General features: G+C 67.2%; 16 protein-coding genes. 7 read left to right on the forward strand and 9 right to left on the reverse strand.

The window, feature by feature from the left end; genetic code table 11:
* Positions 1–77 precede the first annotated feature (77 nt).
* The 5 genes from QX204_RS15690 to QX204_RS15710 form a co-directional block, all read right to left on the reverse strand.
* Positions 78–908, reverse strand: a complete 831-nt coding sequence (locus QX204_RS15690) for an alpha/beta hydrolase (protein ID WP_301907616.1) — start codon at positions 906–908, stop codon at positions 78–80.
* A 24-nt stretch (positions 909–932) separates the two neighbouring features.
* Positions 933–1,745, reverse strand: coding sequence for an MBL fold metallo-hydrolase (locus tag QX204_RS15695; protein WP_301907617.1), 813 nt, complete (start codon positions 1,743–1,745; stop codon positions 933–935).
* Between the two features lie 8 nt (positions 1,746–1,753).
* Positions 1,754–2,593, reverse strand: coding sequence for an alpha/beta hydrolase (locus QX204_RS15700; RefSeq protein WP_301907618.1), 840 nt, complete (start codon positions 2,591–2,593; stop codon positions 1,754–1,756).
* Between the two features lie 23 nt (positions 2,594–2,616).
* Positions 2,617–3,444: an alpha/beta fold hydrolase gene (locus tag QX204_RS15705; protein WP_301907619.1), complete on the reverse strand. Its 828-nt coding sequence runs from the start codon at positions 3,442–3,444 to the stop codon at positions 2,617–2,619.
* 94 nt (positions 3,445–3,538) lie between these two features.
* A complete protein-coding gene (locus QX204_RS15710; RefSeq protein ID WP_301907620.1) occupies positions 3,539–6,271 on the reverse strand; it encodes a LuxR C-terminal-related transcriptional regulator in 2,733 nt (910 codons plus the stop codon).
* 164 nt (positions 6,272–6,435) lie between these two features.
* Here QX204_RS15710 and QX204_RS15715 point away from each other — a divergent pair, with 164 nt between their 5' ends.
* Entirely contained in the window at positions 6,436–7,428 is a 993-nt protein-coding gene (locus QX204_RS15715) for a helix-turn-helix domain-containing protein (RefSeq protein WP_301907621.1), read from the forward strand.
* Positions 7,429–7,510: 82 nt separating this feature from the next.
* Positions 7,511–7,843, forward strand: a complete 333-nt coding sequence (locus tag QX204_RS15720; RefSeq protein ID WP_301907622.1) for a hypothetical protein — start codon at positions 7,511–7,513, stop codon at positions 7,841–7,843.
* Here QX204_RS15720 and QX204_RS15725 read toward each other — a convergent pair whose 3' ends face one another.
* On the reverse strand, positions 7,844–7,999 hold the full coding sequence (locus QX204_RS15725; RefSeq protein ID WP_301907623.1) for a hypothetical protein: 156 nt from the start codon (positions 7,997–7,999) through the stop codon (positions 7,844–7,846).
* A gap of 120 nt (positions 8,000–8,119) precedes the next feature.
* Between QX204_RS15725 and QX204_RS15730 the strand changes: the two genes are divergently transcribed.
* Together QX204_RS15730 and katG are read left to right on the forward strand one after the other, a co-directional pair.
* The gene (locus tag QX204_RS15730; RefSeq protein WP_301907624.1) at positions 8,120–8,539 is read left to right on the forward strand and encodes a Fur family transcriptional regulator; all 420 of its coding nucleotides are present in this window, start codon (positions 8,120–8,122) and stop codon (positions 8,537–8,539) included.
* Positions 8,540–8,596: 57 nt separating this feature from the next.
* Positions 8,597–10,828: a catalase/peroxidase HPI gene (katG, locus tag QX204_RS15735; protein WP_301907625.1), complete on the forward strand. Its 2,232-nt coding sequence runs from the start codon at positions 8,597–8,599 to the stop codon at positions 10,826–10,828.
* Positions 10,829–10,879: 51 nt separating this feature from the next.
* Here the strand turns inward: katG and QX204_RS15740 are convergent, their stop codons facing one another.
* Complete coding sequence (locus QX204_RS15740) at positions 10,880–11,860, reverse strand: helix-turn-helix transcriptional regulator (RefSeq protein ID WP_301907626.1); 981 nt, start codon at positions 11,858–11,860, stop codon at positions 10,880–10,882.
* Between the two features lie 108 nt (positions 11,861–11,968).
* Between QX204_RS15740 and QX204_RS15745 the strand changes: the two genes are divergently transcribed.
* Positions 11,969–12,436 carry a VOC family protein gene (locus tag QX204_RS15745; RefSeq protein ID WP_301907627.1) on the forward strand — a complete coding sequence of 156 codons (468 nt, stop codon included), beginning with the start codon at positions 11,969–11,971 and terminating at the stop codon, positions 12,434–12,436.
* A gap of 23 nt (positions 12,437–12,459) precedes the next feature.
* Here the strand turns inward: QX204_RS15745 and QX204_RS15750 are convergent, their stop codons facing one another.
* Positions 12,460–12,825, reverse strand: a complete 366-nt coding sequence (locus tag QX204_RS15750) for a winged helix-turn-helix transcriptional regulator (RefSeq protein WP_301907628.1) — start codon at positions 12,823–12,825, stop codon at positions 12,460–12,462.
* A 63-nt stretch (positions 12,826–12,888) separates the two neighbouring features.
* Here QX204_RS15750 and QX204_RS15755 point away from each other — a divergent pair, with 63 nt between their 5' ends.
* On the forward strand, positions 12,889–13,263 hold the full coding sequence (locus QX204_RS15755; protein WP_301907629.1) for a VOC family protein: 375 nt from the start codon (positions 12,889–12,891) through the stop codon (positions 13,261–13,263).
* A gap of 22 nt (positions 13,264–13,285) precedes the next feature.
* Here QX204_RS15755 and QX204_RS15760 read toward each other — a convergent pair whose 3' ends face one another.
* Positions 13,286–13,666 carry a winged helix-turn-helix transcriptional regulator gene (locus QX204_RS15760; protein WP_301907630.1) on the reverse strand — a complete coding sequence of 127 codons (381 nt, stop codon included), beginning with the start codon at positions 13,664–13,666 and terminating at the stop codon, positions 13,286–13,288.
* Positions 13,667–13,761: 95 nt separating this feature from the next.
* Between QX204_RS15760 and QX204_RS15765 the strand changes: the two genes are divergently transcribed.
* Positions 13,762–14,628 (forward strand): alpha/beta fold hydrolase, encoded by an 867-nt coding sequence (locus QX204_RS15765; RefSeq protein WP_301907631.1) that lies wholly within the window; start codon positions 13,762–13,764, stop codon positions 14,626–14,628.
* The last annotated feature ends 82 nt before the right edge of the window (positions 14,629–14,710 follow it).

A 14,710-nucleotide genomic window follows, 5' to 3' on the forward strand; every position in this document is an offset into this window, starting at 1 on the left:
CTACGTCACACCGAAGTGCCCCGAAAACCACACGATCGCAGTTATCCGACACGATCGAGGCCCTCGAGGCCGGTCGGCTAGCGGACCGAGTTGGTGGCCTCGACGATGGTGTCGGCGACAGTGCCGGGCTGGGAGACCAGCGATGCGTGTGAGGCGTCGATCTGTCTGGTGGTGGCCGGGGCAGCGCGGCCTGCCATGAATCGTTGGGCGGCGGCCGGAATGACGTTGTCCTCGCCCGAGATCAGGTACCAGCTCGGGGTCGTCGCCCATGACGGCGGGCCCGACGGCTCCAGGTTGGCGTTCAATGCGGCCGACTGTTGATGGGCGTACATGCCCGCAGCGGTCTGCGCACTCACGTCCTGGGCGAAGATCTCGTGGAAGTACGCCCCGTCGATGTAGCCGTCGACGTTTCGGCCCGCGATGCCGGTGGGGTCGTCCACTACCCGAACCTGGAGTGCGGGCGGCAGGAGTCGGCTGCCGGGGAAGCGGATCGGGTCGAGCAGGCCCTGCACGAATTCGCCCTGTGCCGGCGCGAAGGCCGCGATGTAGACGTTGGCGAGGACCTTGGGGTTGTGGGTGTTGGTGATGACGGCCCCGCCATAGGAATGGCCGACGAGGACGACCGGCCCGTCGATGCTGTCGAGCACATTCTGAAGCGCTTGGGCGTCGTTGCGCGGACCGCGCAGCGGATTGTTCACTGCGACAACCGAATAGCCGCGCTCGCGCAGCTCGGCGGCGACCCCGTCCCAGCTGGTTGCGTCGGCGAACGCGCCGTGCACCAGCACCAGCGTGGGCTCGCCGGGATCGGCGTTCGCCGATGTCGGCAGCACTGGACTGACAGCGACGACTGCCGCGGCCACTACGCTCAGCAGCCGACGGCGGCGCGGATTCGGGACATGAGACGACATGATCGATCACCTTTTCGGTAACGCTCAGTGCGCGAGCGGTGTAGTGGGAGAGGGAAATTCGACAGCCTGACCGAGCGGCAACCACTGCACCCGGTGGTGCACGCCCTCGGATTCCTCGAGCAGTCGCACCCGAGCGCGATCGTGGCTTTCGCTGAAATGGGACCAGCCTTCGTAGTGCACCGGAAGGGCAATGCGTGGTTGGAGCACCCTGATGAACCGGGCCGCATCGCGGGCGTCCATCGTGTATTTCACCGGCCCGGTGAGTCCGAATCGAACGGCACCGATGTGCAGCAGCGCGATATCGACGTCGAGACGGCGAGCGACCTGCTCGAGTCCCGGGAAATAGACCGAGTCCCCGGACATCCACACCGCCACCTGCGTTTGCGCGGGCCGCTGGATCGCGAAGCCGAGGTTCTCGCCGACCAGGACCCGGCTCAGCGGCGGCCCGTGTCGGCTCGGCGTCGCTGTCACCCGCAGCGACGCCCGGCCGGGAGCGCGCAGGACGGTTTCCTGCCAGGGCACCATCGCCTCGGCATGCGCGAGTCCGAGACGGCGACTGCCGCTCGACGTGGTGAGGACCCGCGGCACCGTGTGCAGGAGTGCGCGGCCGCGGTGGTCGAGATTGTCGGCGTGGTGGTCGTGTGAGAGCAACACGACATCGATCGCGGGCAGCTCGCTCACCCGGATCGCCGGACCGATCGTTTTCACCGACGAGGTTCCGAGGGCGAAGTCGTAGCGCTGTCCCGGATCGTCGAAGGTCGGATCGGTGAGGATGTTCCACCCGTCGATCTCGATGAGCACGGTCGGCCCGCCGATGTGGGTGATTCTGACGCCCACGGTGGCCGCTAGGTCGCTTGCGGGAATCGGGTCGCGGCGTGCCGAAGCGACCAGTCCAGGGCGTAGTCGGCGATTTCTTCCCAGCCGTCCTGGCTCACGAGCCGGTGGGTGCGATCGGGGAATTCCACCCGCTCGACCAGCGCGGTGCCCTGGGCGTATTTGCGCAGGGCGGCCTTCTGGATGGCGGGCGGGGCGACGTGGTCGATTCCGCCGGAGACGAGCAGCAGCGGGGCTCGGTCGGGCTTGCGGAAGTCGACCGCGGTGATGCCCGACTTCTTCTTCGGCAGCGACAGCACACCCTCGAAGAACACCCGGTTGGACGAATTCACCGCGCTCGCTTCCCATTCCAGGTCCGAATCGGCACGACTGAGGTCGTTGCCGAACGTGTAATGGAAGTGGCGCTTGGAGATCGGGCTGGCTTTGCCGATACGGAACGGGTTCGACAACACCGGCAGACCCGTGCGCAAGGTCGAGAACGGCAGAGTCAGTACGCCGGCCGGTTGTCCTGGCGCCACTCCGACCCCGGCGATGCCGAGGCCGCGATCGAGCAGCATCTGGGTGAAGATCCCGCCGAACGAATGGCCCATGATCACAGGCTGTTCCGGCAGCGACGCGATGACATCGGCGTAGAAGTCGACGATCTCCACGATGCCGACGCCTTCGAGCCCGCTTGGATCCGCCCTGACCTCGGCCGGGGCGCGATCGCCGATGCCGGGCCAACCCGGCACGATGACCTGGTGTCCGAGGTCTCGGTAGCGCTGGGCCCAGGTGTCCCAGCTCCGGGGTGTCATCCAGAGTCCGTGGATGAGGACGATGGGCGGCTTGGCGGTGTGTTTCGGCTGGTTCATGTCGATGTGCTCCGTTTCGGCGATCAGGACTCGATGAAGTCGAGCAAGTCCTGGGACAGTCGGTGTCTCTCGGTGTCGGGAAGCGCGTGACCCGCGCCTTCGTAGATATTCAGTTCGGCGCCGGCGATGAGCTTCGCCGAGCGCAGGCCACCGACTTCGATGGGGACGATCTGGTCCTCGTCACCGTGGATGACCAGCGTCGGCACGGTGATCTCGGCGAGATCGCCACGAAAGTCGGTGGCCGAGAACGCGGCGATGCACTCGTAGGCGCCGCGATGGCCCGATGCGAGCCCTTGCAACCAGAACGCGTCGCGCATGCCCTGTGGAATGTCGCCGCGGCGGTTGTGTCCGAAGAACGGGCCGTCGGCGAGGTCGCGGTACAGCTGCGAACGCGAGGCGCGTTCACCGGCGCGGATCGCGTCGAATACCTCGACCGGCAGGCCTTCGGGGTTGTCGTCGGTGCGTGACATGAACGGCGGCACGGCGGAGACGAGGACCAGTTTCGCCACGCGCGTGGACCCGTGGCGGGCGGTATAGCGCACCACTTCACCACCGCCGGTCGAGTGCCCGACCAAGGTGACCTCGGTCAAGTCGAGTGTGTCGAGCAGCGTCGCGAGATCGTCGGCGTAGGTGTCCATGTCGTTGCCGTTCCAGGACTGGGTGGAGCGGCCGTGTCCGCGGCGATCGTGGGCGATGACGTGGCATCCGTGCTCGGCCAGAAACAGCGCCTGGCCCTCCCACGCGTCGGAGTTCAGCGGCCAGCCGTGACTGAGCAGGACCGCGGGCCCGTCGACCGGACCCCAGTCCTTGAAGAAGATCTGTATGCCGTCATCGGCGGTGATCGTGGACATTCGCGGCCTCCTCGAGGACAGGTGCGGAGCACTGTGTTCACGATGGGTCATGACGGCCTACCGGCGAACCACGTATCGCACGTAGTTCTTCGGGTCAACGGGATAGGGGCGGCAGATGCTCGCGAAGTTGACGGCGCGAGGAAATGCCCAGCTTGCGAAAGACTTTGCGCAGGTGATAGTCGACGGTATTGGCGCTGACGAACAGCGTGGCCGCGATTTCGGCATTGGTGTTTCCCGCCGCCGCGAGAGCCGCGACCTCCGACTCCTGGGTGGTCAATCCTGCCGTCGCGGCCGCACCGCTGACCTGTGCGCGCTCGCCGAACGCATGCAGCTCGCGCGCCGCGCGCTCAGCGAAGGCCGACCCACCGAAACGAGTGAATCCTTCAGCGGCAATGCGTAATTGAACCTTCGCATCGGCACGGCGACGTTGCCTGCGCAGCCACTCGCCGTACAGGAGGTGGGCGCGAAACAGGTCGATCGGGGTGTCCGTCCCGCTCAGCGCGGCGATGGCGGCCAGGTAGAGTCGCTCCGCGTCCTTTGCCGGTGCGAGCAACGCGCGGCAGCGCATCGCGACGCCACGCGCCCACGGCGAGTCGATGTCCTCGGCGAACGCCACGAATTCGGTGGTGACCCGCTCGGCGTCGGCGGTGTGGCCCGCGCGTACCGCCGCTTCGATGTACTCGGGCAGCTGATGCGGTGTGACCTGCATGAATCGGTCGGCTTCATACGGCGTCAACAGCGCGTAAGCATACTGATAGTGCCCCTGGGCGAGGTTGCGGATGGCGAGCGCGTTCATCGTCGCGGTGTGCGCGCCACCGAATCCGGCGGCCAGGTTGAGCTCGGCGATGTGGAGGACCGCCGAAGTGGGCTCCCCTGTCCAGGCGAGATAGGCGCCGTTGACGACATGTTCGGCCGGGTATCCCATCGCCTGCCGCAGTTCCCGTACGCGCGCTATCGCCCGGCCCGCGGCGGTGACATCGCCGCGATCGAGATCGGTCAGCGACCGCGTCCACAGCAACGCATCCAACTCCCTGAGCGCGCCCGCACGGGCGGCGATGCGCTCGACGCGGTCGAGCCAGTCGTTGCGGGCCCGTTCGTCCCAGAGGGCGCTGGTGAACACCACCCCGGCCACGCTGAAATCCAGCACTTGCCGATCGTCGAGTTCGGCCAGCATTCGCAGTGCCGCCCGATTCGCGGCCGCCGTCTCGCCACAGGGTCGCAGGATCAAGCCGCACAGACCCGTGAGCACCGCGCGCAGGCCCGGTTCGGCGGCGGCCGCCGCGACACGCATCCGTTCCCCGAGCTCGGGGAAGGTACCTCGGGCGACCGATCGTTCGGCGGTGATCGCCGCGTCGAAGGCGCGCAACAGTGCGAGGTGCTCGCGGCGCGAGTCGTGGCCGTGGAACAGCTCCGCCGCCGCGCACAGCTGGTTCGAGGCCAGTGGAATCGCCGCTGGGTCGCCGAGAAACATGGCGAGTGAGGCACGCACGAACAGGCGCCGCCCTGCGGCGACCGGCGCGAGAACGGCGGGGTCGGGGATGCGATCGGTCAGGTCGAAGGCGAATCGCGCGGCACCTGCCGCCGCGGCCGATTCGGCACCGGCGAGCAACCGCTCGTCGCGCAGCCCGGGGTCCTCGCTCAGCTCCGCGGCGCGTGCCAGCAGGCTCGCGCAGGCGATGAGACCACCGCGGCGCGCTGCCCGCTCCGCGGCATCGGCCAACCGCTGCGCGACCGACGCGTCCGGGCGCGCGGTCGCCGCCGCGGCGTGCCACGCCTCGATGTCGATCGATCCCGATGCCTGCGCCGCCCGCGCGAGTGCGCCGTGCACGCGCCGACGTGCGGCGGCTGTCGCGCCACCGTAGACGGCCGCGCGAACCAGCGGGTGTCGAAATCGCACCGTTGCGTCGATGACAACCAGTCCGGCGGCGTCCGCGGCCTCGCCGGCACTTTCGTCGATGTCGAGAAGGGCGCTCGCTCGATCCACCAATTTCAGGTCTCCGGTGGATTCCGCCGCCGCCACGAGAATCCATTCTCGGCAGGCAGCGGGCAGCGCCTGCAGTGCGCGTCGATAGAGCTGTTCCAGCCGGGAACCGGCGCCCAGCGGTGCGGGAGCGAAACTCGAATCCGCGAGCTGGCGGGCGGTGAGTTCGCGCGCCAGGTCGGTCAGGACGAGCGGGTTTCCCCCGACCTCGTCGACGATGTCGGCCGCTACCCGCGGATCGAGCGCTCCGTCGAACCAGTACGTCAGCAACTCGATGGCCGCCGGGCGCGCCAATTCTTCGACCGGCAGCACCGATACTCCGCCGAGCCGGACATCGACCTCATCGTCGGCCCGCGCCGCGAACACCATCACCGCCGCTTCGGCGCGCAGTCGGCGCGCGACGAAACCCAACACGTCCAAAGACTCACGGTCCAGCCAATGCGCGTCGTCGACCGCGCACAGCACCGGCCCACCGTGTCCGACGATCGCCAGCAAGCCGAGCACCGCCCGACCGACCAGGAACCGGTCGGGCACCACACCCGCCGAGATCCCGAACGCGACCCGGAGTGCCTCCCGCTCGGGATCGGGCAATTGCGTGCCGTCGACGTCGAGCGAACCGACCAGGCGCTGTACCCCCGAATACGGCAGATCGGCCTCGGCCTCGTAGCCGTCCGACCGCAGGATCCGAAATCCGTGGGCCGACTCGATCATGGACTCGATCAGCACCGATTTGCCGATTCCGGGTTCGCCTCGCAGGATCACCGCGTGCCCCAGACCGTTGCGCGCGGCGGCGATGAACTCGTCGAGATGGTCGAGCACATCAGCTCGGCCAAGGGGCCCGATCACGCAAACCTCCCGCCTCGGTGCCGACGAACAGGCACATTGGGCGAGCGTAAAGCGCTCCGACCAGGCAAACTGGACTCGGCGTGCACGATTTCCAGGCTGATCGTGCAGCGCGGATCGTGCCACGATCAGGCGGAGCATTTCCGGTCCACCAGGAGGGCGGGATCATGGCCGTTGTTTTCGATACCGGCTTCGTCGCGCCGGCGGAACGCGCCCACGCGATCACCACCGCGATGCAGGAAGCATCTGCGCCGTGCAACGTAGTGCACGAGAACCCCGATGGTCGCACACACGCCCAGTTCGATGTGTGGGAATTCGGTGATGCCAACATCTTTCGTGCGGATATGTCCGGTATCCAACTGATCCGCACGCCGAAGCAGATCCGCACGACCCCGTCGCCGATGTTGGCCATCGCGGTGCACGGGAAAGGCGCGGCCCGCTACGAACAGGACGGTCTACAACGCGAACTCGCCGTCGGCGACCTCCACCTGATGGACCTCAACGCGCCCTACGACTTCCGCTGGATGGGCGACGGCGGGTCGACCTGCCTGCACGTCCCCCTCGATCAACTCGACCTCCCGGTCGAACGCATCCGCCGGGCAGCACCGCACCTGCATCGCAGCCCCTTCTATCGACTCGTGTCCGGTCACATCACCGAAATGACACGGCAGGCAGATGCTCTCAGCACCCATCCGACCGCGCGCCTGACCGGCTCCGCCAGCGTCGACCTGATCCGCGGACTGCTGCTGTCGGCCACCGAACCGGACCGCCACGACGGCACGGTCCTGCCCGCGGAGATCGCGCTCGCCGAGATCCGCAACTACGTGCGCCGCAACCTCGCCGACCCCGAACTCGATGCCACCCGTATCGCCGCGGCTCTCCATATCTCGCTGCGGCACCTGTACAAGATCTGTGCCGCCGCCGACTACAGCCTCGCCCAGTGGATCATCGGTCAACGGCTCGACCGCATTCGCGAAGATCTCGCCGACCCCCGGCTCCGCCACTGCTCCATCGCGACGATCGCCCTTCGCTGGGGCTTTCGCGACGCTTCGCACTTCACCCGCCGATTCCGCGTCACGTACGGCATCACGCCCCGCGAATGGCGTCGCACGACCGCCGAGGACAGCGGAAACGGCGTCTTCGGCGATCCGCAGGTCTGACAGCACCGAGGTCAGACGCGGATTGAGCCTCGGCGCATCGGGTATTGCCAGCCCAAAAGCCGACCAGCTGGAAGGAACAGTGATGACTTCTTCGCATCAGCACCGAGGCCACGGAGAACAGCGCTCCGAAGTGTCGGGTGGGGAATTTCCCGACGACGCTCGCACAACCCGCAGTCACGCAGGCGAGGGCCTCGAAGACGGCTACAACTTCCCCGGCATCATTCTGTGCGCGCTGGGAATCATCGCGCTGGGACTGTGTCTGACCGCGACCGGATACGGCTTCGCCGGCTGGGCCACCATCGGCGCCATCGCGGCGGTGACGCTGGCCGGGGCCGGGATCGCGTGGCTGCTGCTCGAGCATCGGCGGATCAAAGCCAAGGAAGGGCTGGCGCTGACCGACCCTCGCGGGCATTGATCAGTCGGGTGGTTCCCGCGTGCCCTCGGCTTCGGCGATTTCCGGGGCGTGTTCGCGGGTCGCCATCCCGCCGTTCTTGCCCTGATCGGTAGGGCCCGGTCTACCGCCCTTCGGTTCGGTGGGTTCCTTTTCGTCGTGATCCTTCGTTCCTGACATGGGAGTCCTCCTTCGTCCTCGCTTCGCTATACCCGTATTCGGCCGATCCAACGGAACGTGAATTCAACGCGGCCCGGTCCGATAGTTGTCTGAAGTCGAAAAACGAGGAAAACTGCGAGCGTGCCCACGGACGTGGAGTTCCAGAACATGCTGCGGGGAGTTTCGGTGCGGGTGACCGCACCGAGGGTCGCCGTGCTGAGCGTGGTTCATGAACATCCGCATGCCGACACCGATTCGATCATCCGTGCCGTGCGGTCCCGCCTGACGGTGGTCTCGCACCAGGCCGTCTACGATTCGTTGCGCACTCTCACCGCCGCGGGCCTGCTCCGCTGCATCCAGCCTCGCGGCCTGCTGGCCCGGTACGAGACCAGGGTGGGCGACAACCATCATCACCTCATCTGCCGGGCGTGCGGGTTGATCGGCGATGTCGACTGCCAAGTCGGCGAAGCGCCCTGTCTGACCGCTTCCGACGACCTAGGCTTCGCGATCGACGAAGCCGAAGTCATCTACTGGGGCCTGTGCCCTGATTGCGCGAACTGATCGCCCACCGAACACGACTCCACTCGCAGCCCGTTAGCCCGTCCAGGAAGGAATATCGTGACCTCCGATAGCCGCCCACCTGCTCCTGACACCGACACGCACAGCGCCAGTGAGAGCGAGAACCCGGCGATCCCCTCGCCCACCGCAAAGCCCGACCAGCGCCCTCGGACCAACAAGGACTGGTGGCCGGAACAGATCGACGTCTCGGTCTTGCACGCGCACTCGTCCAAGGCCAACCCGCTGGGCGAAGACTTCGACTACGCATCGGAATTCGCCGGGCTCGACGTCGAAGCCCTCAAAGCCGATATCGCCGCGGTATTGACCGATTCGCAGGACTGGTGGCCCGCCGATTACGGCAACTACGGTGGCCTGTTCATCCGGATGAGTTGGCACGCGGCGGGCACCTATCGCATCGCCGACGGTCGTGGCGGCGGTGGTCAAGGCGCGCAACGTTTCGCCCCGCTCAACAGCTGGCCCGACAACGCCAATCTCGACAAGGCACGGCGGCTCCTGTGGCCGGTCAAACAGAAGTACGGCAACAAGATCTCCTGGGCCGACCTGCTCGTGTTCACCGGCAACGTCGCCCTCGAGTCGATGGGATTCCAGACCTTCGGTTTCGGCTTCGGCCGACCCGATATCTGGGAGCCGGAGGAAATGTTCTGGGGGCCGGAGGACACCTGGCTCGGCGACGAACGCTACAGCGGCGAGCGCGAGCTGTCGGGGCCGCTGGGCGCGGTGCAGATGGGTCTGATCTACGTGAACCCGGAAGGGCCGAACGGCAGGCCCGATCCGGTGGCCGCGGCACGCGACATCCGCGAAACCTTCGCTCGGATGGCGATGAACGACGAGGAGACCGCCGCCCTGATCGTCGGCGGTCACAGCTTCGGCAAGACCCACGGCGCGGGCGATGCCAGCCTGGTCGGCCCCGAGCCCGAAGCCGCCCCACTGCAGCAGCAGGGCTTGGGCTGGAAGAGCGGCTACGGCACGGGTAAAGGCAAGGACGCGATCACCAGCGGCTTGGAAGTCGTGTGGACCGCCACCCCGACCTCCTGGAGCAACGGCTTCCTGCAGAACCTCTACGGTTTCGACTGGGAGCTCACCAAGAGCCCCGCCGACGCATGGCAGTGGAAGCCCAAAGACGGTGCGGGCGAAGGCCTCATCCCTGATCCTTTCGGTGGTCCCGCCCGAACTCCGACGATGCTGACCACCGACCTGGCACTGCGCGAAGACCCGATCTACGCCGAGATCACCCGCCGCTGGCTGGAGCACCCGGAAGAGCTGTCCGAGGCGTTCGCGAAGGCCTGGTACAAACTGCTGCACCGCGATATGGGTCCACTCAGTCGCTATCTCGGCCCCTGGGTGCCCGAGGCGCAGCTGTGGCAGGACCCGGTGCCCGCCGTCGATCACGCACTGATCGACGACCAGGACATCGCCGCGTTGAAGAGCACTGTCCTCGAGTCCGGTCTGTCGATCGCGCAACTGGTCAAGACAGCGTGGGCGTCGGCGGCGAGCTTCCGCAGCACCGATAAGCGCGGCGGCGCGAACGGCGCCAGGATCCGGCTCGAGCCCCAGCGCGACTGGGACGTGAACGAACCCGCCGAGCTGGCGAAGGTGCTGCCGATCCTCGAGCAGATCCAACAGAATTTCAACGCCGCGGCCACCGGCGGCAAGAAGGTGTCGCTGGCCGATTTGATCATCCTGGCCGGTTCGGCGGCGATCGAGAAGGCAGCCGGCGACGCCGGTCATCAGGTCACCGTGCCGTTCTCCCCGGGGCGCACCGACGCCACTCAGGACACCACCGATGTCGACACCTTCGATGTGCTCGAACCCCGGGCGGACGGGTTCCGCAACTACGTGCGCCCCGGCGAGAAGGCTCCGCTCGAGCGGCTGCTGCTCGACCGCGCGTACATGTTGGACGTGACCGCGCCCCAGCTGACGGTGCTGATCGGTGGCCTGCGCGCGCTCGGCGCCAATCACGGCGGCAGCGCACACGGCGTCTTCACCGACCGGGTGGGCGTGCTGTCGAACGACTTCTTCGTGAATCTGCTCGATCAGAGCACGGAGTGGCAGGTGTCGGAGTCCTCGGAGAACGTCTACGACGGTGTCGACCGGCGTTCCGGTGCGAAGCGGTGGACGGCCACGGCCAACGATCTCGTCTTCGGCTCTCACTCGGTGCTGCGCGCGGTGGCCGAGGTGTACGCGCAGAAGGACGCGGGCGCGAAGTTCGTGAACGATTTCGTCGAGGCCTGGGTCAAGGTGGTCGACAACGACCGGTTCGACCTGCGCTGACCAGTCCCGAGCCCCGGTCGATCCTCGGATCGGCCGGGGCTCGAGCTGGGTTCATGCTCTCCCCTGCGCGGCCCGGTCCGCGCGAGCGGACAGAGCCGCGAAGGCATCGCGTAGCGACTGCGGGCCGACAACCTCGATGTCGGCGTCGAAACGCGCCAGTGCCGCGGCGAGCGCCGCCCACGACCACGAACCCATCGACAGTCTGGTTCGTTTGTCGTCCAACGCTTCCACGATCGCGTCACCGGCGAATGGAGCGACCCGGCTGGCCGGGAGGTCGAGGATTGCCTCGCCGTTGCACGGCCAGACATCGGCCTTCTCAGAGCCTTTGAACCGTGCGGAGACAAACGCGACGACGTCGCCACCTGGCACTTCCCGAGCCGCGAAGCGCGGGCCGTTGGGAACGCGAAGGGCCATCCGATCGACCCGAAAGGTGCGCCAGTCCGCACGCTCGGGATCCCAGCCGAGCAGGTACCAATGTCCGTTCCGGACGACGAGATGGTGGGGTCGGACCCGGCGGGGCGGGCGCGGCTCGGACCCGTTCGCAGAGCCCTGATAGTCGAACCGCACTTCCTCCATGGAACGGATCGCGGTGCTCAGCTCCACCAGGACTCGGGTATCGACTTGCACATCGACACCGCCTGCGGTGACCTCGAGCGCGTCGACTCGCGCCCGTAACCGCGACGGTAGGACCTGCCGCACGGTCGCGAGGGCTCGCGCGGCACCTTCTTCGATACCGGCCCCGGTCCCGACCGCGATCCGCAACGCCACGGCGAGCGCGACAGCCTGCTCGTCGTCGAACAGCAGCGGCGGTAGCTCACTGCCCGCCTCCAGCCGGTACCCGCCCTCGGGGCCCTTGATCGCCTGGATGGGGTAGCCGAGCTCACGCAGCCGGTCGACGTCGCGGCGCACCGTACGTCCGCTGACATCGAGCCGTTCGGCGAGCAGACCCCCTGGCCAGTCCCTCCGGACCTGCAGCAGAGAAAGCAGCGAGAGCAGACGGCGGGAGGTCGCCGTCGATGTCGATGTCGGCATGGTTTCAGATTGCCACGAGTAGAGGACATTCCCCGTCCTCTACCGGTGACAGGGTGGAATTCGTCGCCCTCCGGCGGCGAAAATCCACTCGAAGGGACACCGATCACCATGACGGTCAGCGCTGTTGCCCACCTGAACTTCCATGGCCAGGCCCGTGCGGCCCTGGAGTTCTACCAGTCGGTTTTCGGGGGTCAGCTCACCCTCGTCACCTACGCGGACTTCGGAATGCCGGCCGAGCTGCCCGACGCGACCAAGGTGGTGTTCGGTCAGCTCGTTGCCGACAACGGGTTCCGGGTCATGGCTTACGACGTGCCAGGCGAGGACGCCCCGGCCACTGCTGCCGCACCTACCACCCGCCGTGAAAACGGCACGACCGTCACCGAGGAACGGTTCTTCCTTTCGGTGCGTGGCGAGACCGTCGACGAGGTCGGCGCACTGTGGGAAGGTCTCGCCGAGGGCGCGACTGTGATCGAGGCATTCGGCCCAGCACAGTGGGCGCCCGCTTTCGGGATGCTCAGTGATCGCTTCGGTGTCACCTGGATTCTCGACGTCGCGGCCGAATACATCCCGGCTTGAGCCGTGCTGTGCCCCTCGATCGGTCAGCGCGGGTCGACGGTGGGCTGCGCGGCGAGGAGTGATTCCAGGTGCGTGCGCGACCAGCCACACAGTTCGTGCACGGTCGCGAGTAGGTCGATCCCGGCCGCGGTGAGCGAATAGTCGACGCGGGGGTTGGCGGAGTGGTGGTCGTAGCGGGCGACGATTCCGTCGGCCTCCAACCCTCGCAGGGTCTGGGTGAGCATCTTGTAGCTGATGCCGTCGACCGACCGATGCAACTCGGCGAATCGCCGCTCGCGATGTCCGATCGCTTCGATGACCGTCAATGCCCACTTCGTCGACAGTGTCGCGAAGATCCGGCGAGCGACCGCGGCCGCCTGCGCTTGCTGGGCGGTCTCAGTAGCGGCCATGAGAGCCTCTCACCTCGAAGTGCGTACTTACCCTGGACAGATATCGACCGTACCGTCGTTCCGATGAAGATCCTCAAGACCTACGCCCGCCTGTTCGTCACCGACCTCGATCGAGCACTTCCCATCTACGAGAAGCTCGTGGGAGCCCCGGCGGATCTGCGCTTTCGCTTCGAGCGAGCCGACATCGCGGCGGTCGGGGACTTCCTCGTCATCGCCGGGCCCCAGGAAGCAGTCAGTGGGTACCGCGACACCATCGGACCGGTGATCGTCGACGACCTCGACGCTGCCCAGCAGTTCGTCACCGACATCGGCGGCACGATCACCCGCGGACCGGTGGTCTCGGCGACAGGTCGGGTGGTGTACGCGCGCCACCCCGACGGCGCGCACGTCGAGTACGTGGAGTGGGCGGCCGACATCCGATCGCACGTGCTCGACTGACGACGACGGGTTCACCGGACAGCTACGTGGCGCTGTCGGCGGCCGCGTTGGCCAGGTCGATCTCGGGCATGTGCGTCTCGGCCCAGGCGCGCAGCGCGGCCAGCGGGATCTCCAGCGACAAGCCGAGTTCGGTGAGTCGGTAGTGCACGCGCGGCGGCACGGTCGGCTCGACCCGGCGAGTGGCCAGGCCGTCACGGATGAGGCTGTGCAGTGTCACCGACAGCATCTTCTGCGACACTCCCGGCATCCGCCGCCGCAGGTCGGCGAACCGCACTTCCCGCGGCGCGGCGTCCGCGAGCACCTTGACCGCCATCGACGTCCATTTCGTCCCGATGCGGTCGAGCAGCTGACGCGTCGGGCACTGCGGATCGAAGACGTCGCCGCGCTCTGGTCGGGTGGTCACCTCGACCTCACCACCTTTCGAGAAAGTGCCTTCTTGGCAGCCCAGCGAAGGTTTCCTACCGTTTGCTGGTAACCAATCGTAACCAGGAGGCCCGGGTGCTCGATTCCTCACCGGCAGGCATCACCCTGCACAAAATCCCCACCAACGGCATCTACGCCAACGTGGCGACAGCGGGTTCCGGTCCGGCTGTCGTACTCCTGCACGGTTTTCCACACACCTGGCAACTGTGGCGCGAGATCATCGGCCCGCTGGCCACAAACCATCGAGTCATCGCACCGGACCTGCGCGGGTTCGGTGACAGCAGTCGGGCGCCGCACGGGTACGACGCGGGCACACTCGCCGCCGATATCGACGGAATCCTCGACGCTCTCGACGAACCGGCTGCCGCCGTCGTCGCCATCGACGCGGGCACCCCGGTCGCGTTCTTGCTCGCCATGCGACGTCCGGACCGGATCCGACGCCTGATCCTCATGGAATCGCTGCTCGGTCGCCTTCCTGGCTGCGAGGAATTCCTGGCAGCGGGCCCACCGTGGTGGTTCGGCTTCCACGCCGTCCCCGGCCTCGCCGAATCCGTCCTCACCGGCAACGAAGCCGAGTACATCGAATGGTTCCTCGACGCGGGAACACGCGGAAACGGTGCACCACAACATCTTCGAGATGCCTTCGTGGAGGCCTTTCGGCAACCGGACGCCCTTCGCTGTGCCTTCGACTACTACCGCGCCCTCCCGATCAGCGCTCGTCAGATCGAAGACGCCGTCGCCTCCGGCCCACTCACAGCGCCGACTCTCGCCATCGGCGCACACCCGGTCGGCGCCACTCTCGAGCGTCAACTCCGTCCGATCGCCGCCGATCTGACCGGCCACCTCATCCCCGACTGCGGCCACATAATTCCCCTGGACCAACCTGCCGAACTGCTCCGCCTCGCCGTGCCTTTCCTAGCCGCCGAGGGCGATTCGTGGTGACCCGGCCGACGGTCGGTGCCCGCGCGGTGGGACAGCAGGCTCGCCCCGACCACGAGGACACCGAGGGGAATCCCTGAGGCAA

It is taken from the genome of Nocardia sp. PE-7 (assembly GCF_030486425.1).
Classification (GTDB): Bacteria; Actinomycetota; Actinomycetes; order Mycobacteriales; family Mycobacteriaceae; genus Nocardia; species Nocardia salmonicida_A.